General features: G+C 35.4%; 1 protein-coding gene. It reads left to right on the top strand.

Annotated elements, in window-relative coordinates:
• A partial coding sequence (locus E0K96_RS12060) for a reverse transcriptase domain-containing protein (RefSeq protein WP_240924529.1) occupies positions 1-717 on the top strand: 717 nt, incomplete at its 5' end.
• Positions 718-792 lie beyond the last annotated feature (75 nt).

Below are 792 nucleotides of genomic sequence, written 5' to 3'. Positions count from 1 at the left end.
GAAACAACTAAAGGTGTACCTCAAGGAGGTCCCCTAAGTCCATTACTATCAAATGTCTATCTTAATGAATTTGATAAAGAAATGGAAAGAAGAGGAAATCGATTTGTAAGATATGCAGATGACTGTGTCATACTGTTCAAAAGTGAAAGAAGTGCTATGAGAGTCAAGGAAACAGTGACGAGATATCTTGAAGAGAATTTATTCGTTAAAGTCAACCAAGAGAAAACAAAAGTCGCTTATATTACTGGTGTAAAATTTCTAGGATTTGGATTCTATATAGAGAAGAGTGGTAACGTACGAATCACTGTTCATAAGAAATCAAAAGAAAAGATGAAAAGAAGAATCAAAGAAATCACAAAAAGAAATAGACCTATCAGTAGTAAGGAACTAGCTCAGGAATTAAAGCTCTATATTACGGGATGGATAAATTACTACAGGATAGCTGATATGAGAGGATATCTTGGTAAAGTTGACTCGTGGCTAAGACGAAGAATACGAATGATATATTGGAAGAGATGGAAGCTAGTAAGAACAAGGTATAGAAATCTGCAAAAGCTAGGTATAGACAGGAATAAGGCATGGGAATGGGCAAATACAAGAAAAAGCTACTGGCATATAGCCAATAGCTTTATACTCTCTAGAACACTGACAAACGAAAGATTAAAAAGATTTGGGTTTGTAAGTGCACTAGATTATTACAATTCTATAAACTTATGAAACGCCGTGTAGGGAACCCTACGCACGGTGTTGTGAAAGGGGCGAAAGATATTAATTCTTAGCCCCTATTCAATT

Source organism: Massilimicrobiota sp. SW1139 (assembly GCF_012027715.1).
Lineage (GTDB): Bacteria > Bacillota_I > Bacilli_A > Erysipelotrichales > Coprobacillaceae > Allocoprobacillus > Allocoprobacillus merdigallinarum.
Note: the sequence above shows the minus strand (reverse complement) of the source record. Positions and strands in the feature narration are given on the sequence as shown.